The following is a 2,410-nucleotide window of genomic DNA, read 5'->3' on the forward strand; positions in this document are numbered from 1 at the left end:
AGTACGACAAGCGCCGATACAAACGGCGCAACCGGATCGAGATCATGTTCGGCAGGCTCAAGGATTGGCGGCGAGTGGCTACCCGATACGACCGCAGTCCGAAGGTCTTCCTGTCAGCAATCGCACTCGCTGCAACTGTCATTTATTGGCTATGAGTCCTGACCCTAAGGCTGGCGGAAACCTGAGATTAACGCAACAGCCCCCGCCAAGGAGACCTTGTTCCAGCAAGAGCGCGGCAGAGGCTACGATCGCGGCGAAGAATAGCAGAACCGCCACGAGATCCCGAAACAGGCGCGGGTATGGGCGCTTGTCGCGTCTCCGGCGATCCGCGAACAGGCCGAACATCCGGCTACCGAGCCAGGCCGCAGCAAGGCAACCGGCAACGCCGCCAGACAGGCGGAGGGACATTCCAATCCGCCGCTCGACATCCTGGTCGAAGATTACCAGGCTGGCGGCGACAAGAAGCAGAACCGAAGGCCAGATCAGCCGACGGAGATGAGAGAGAAGCCGCATGTCAGCAATCCTGTTGCTGATGCTGCGATGGTCGAAGAGACCGGCACTTGAGGCAGGTCACGGCAGCACCAGCATGGCGCTCGACGGCAGAGCCACAACGACGACAGGAAATTCGGACAATGGGGGTAGTGCCCCCGAGAATGTGCCGACAGCTGGGACAGCGATGAGCGACAGCGCGGGGAAGCGATGTCTCGCAGGTCGGGCAGGCAAGCGAAAGGTGACGATTCATGAGACCCTCTTTCAATGGGAAGGGAAGACGCCGAAGCGGCGATTGCCGATATCCCGGAAGGAGCGTCGTGGCTTCGTCAGCGCATCGAGCGGCTCCTTCCGGGCAGAACATGGACGTCGGCAGGGCCCCGGGAGTGTCGGTTCATTGTACCTCCAGGCCTTCGGGGACATCTTGGGTCGCGACGTGGAGCACGGTCAGAATCCGCCGCTCTCCGTCCCTAGTGTCCCAGTGGAGCGATGCGCCCTCTGCCAGTCCGATCAAGGCAACCCCGATCGGTGTTAGGATCGAGATCCGGCCGCGTGCAATGTCGGCGTCTTCGGGAAAGACCGGCGTTACCGTCTTTTCCTGGCCGGTCGTTTCGTCGCGATAGGTGACCGCGCGACCGATGGCCACAACGTTCTGCGGGAGTTTCGCCGCCGGAACGATACGGGCCCGCCCGATTTCGCCGAGCAGTCGGTCAGCAAGGTCCGGATTGCGCTGGATTGCGCCCTCGGCAAGAGCCTCGAGCCTTTCCAGGCAGTCAGCGCTTATGACGACCCTGGGCCGTCGGCCGGTACCGCGAGAGGTGGAGCGTTGTTTGTTCATCGTAGTTTCCTTTCAATTTACTTGTGGTGCGAACGAACTATGGGTGGCCAAAGCCCCCGACCCGCCAGGGGCGGATCAAATCATCAGGCCGCGGCGTGGTCCGGCGACGGACGCACATCGAGTACGACGACGACTTCGATCTGACCGTCGTCCCGCAGGAGCGGAACCTTCTGCAGCTTCCGCATTCCGATCAGGGTCGCCCCGAGCAATGAAGCAACGAGGATATGTCCCGGGAACGGCGCGGGGCTCATGGAAAGCACCCCGGTACGAGCGCCCTCACCGCTGATCATGTAGGTGACATGGGATCCGGCCACGACGAGATCAGGCGAGGCCGGCTCGGGAGTTCCGCGCGAGATCCGCAGCTTGTGACGCAACAGCCCATTCAGAAGAGCGGGATTTGGCGAATTCCTGGTTCCGCGATAGCGAAGCAGGTGCTCGATGCCGAGCCGGTCGTCGACAGTGAGAAGAAAGCCGCTCCCGACAGCGGAGCGTTCAAAGAGCGATCGAAAGTCACTGCCCGCGGGCAGGTGGGTGGTCCTGGTAATGGTCATGATGTGTCTCCCGGGGCGGTGAAGCCCGCGTTCTCAGATGCAAGGATGTGAGAAAGCCCCGGGTGGTCGAAAACGCGCTTATGCGCAGACCGCCCGGGGACCCGAGCGGTTCAGAAGCAGATACCGGAAAAGGTTTTCGTGCGTGACCATGAAGAGACCTTAGTCATTGGGCGCAACCTGTCAATCTTGGAGACGGGGCCGGTTCTGGAACGGACAAGGATGCACAGATCTCGAGAAGATGAAGACGGCGAATTGTTAACGAGGTCCACGAGGCGGACTTCGACGTCAGGAAGTCACCGACTACGCACCTCGAAGTTTGAGTCACGTCGAGCTTCCTGCATCGGCCGGCGGTGTGGCAGCGGAATGATGTTTGTCGATATCGCGCGACCACCATCGTCTTCCCACCGTGCCAAGCATTTGGCGCTCGGCTCAGTGACTGGACCTGTCGCGCTTTCGTGCCGCCCCTGGTGCTCGTTTAAGCCACCTTTCGTTCGAAGGCGCCCGGGCTTTTCCAGCCCAGTGCTGAATGGCG

3 protein-coding genes are annotated in these 2,410 nt (G+C 61.4%); 1 reads left to right on the plus strand and 2 read right to left on the minus strand.

Annotated features, from left to right (window positions below; genetic code table 11):
* The coding region (locus GGQ68_RS24000; protein WP_183970530.1) for a transposase at window positions 1-155 on the plus strand (155 nt) is incomplete at its 5' end.
* 728 nt (window positions 156-883) lie between these two features.
* Here the strand turns inward: GGQ68_RS24000 and rnk are convergent.
* Both rnk and GGQ68_RS24010 read right to left on the minus strand, forming a co-directional pair.
* Window positions 884-1,327, minus strand: a complete 444-nt coding sequence (gene rnk / locus GGQ68_RS24005; protein ID WP_183970532.1) for a nucleoside diphosphate kinase regulator — start codon at window positions 1,325-1,327, stop codon at window positions 884-886.
* An 83-nt stretch (window positions 1,328-1,410) separates the two neighbouring features.
* A complete protein-coding gene (locus tag GGQ68_RS24010) occupies window positions 1,411-1,878 on the minus strand; it encodes a hypothetical protein (protein WP_183970534.1) in 468 nt (155 codons plus the stop codon).
* Between the last annotated feature and the right edge of the window lie 532 nt (window positions 1,879-2,410).

The sequence above is a fragment of the Sagittula marina genome, from assembly GCF_014196795.1.
Taxonomy (GTDB): Bacteria; Pseudomonadota; Alphaproteobacteria; order Rhodobacterales; family Rhodobacteraceae; genus Sagittula; species Sagittula marina.

Coding starts and splice junctions, on each gene's coding strand:
- GGQ68_RS24010 (WP_183970534.1), bottom strand. CDS start 1,878: ATGACCATTACCAGGACCACCCACCTGCCCGCGGGCAGTGACTTTCGA.
- rnk (WP_183970532.1), bottom strand. CDS start 1,327: ATGAACAAACAACGCTCCACCTCTCGCGGTACCGGCCGACGGCCCAGG.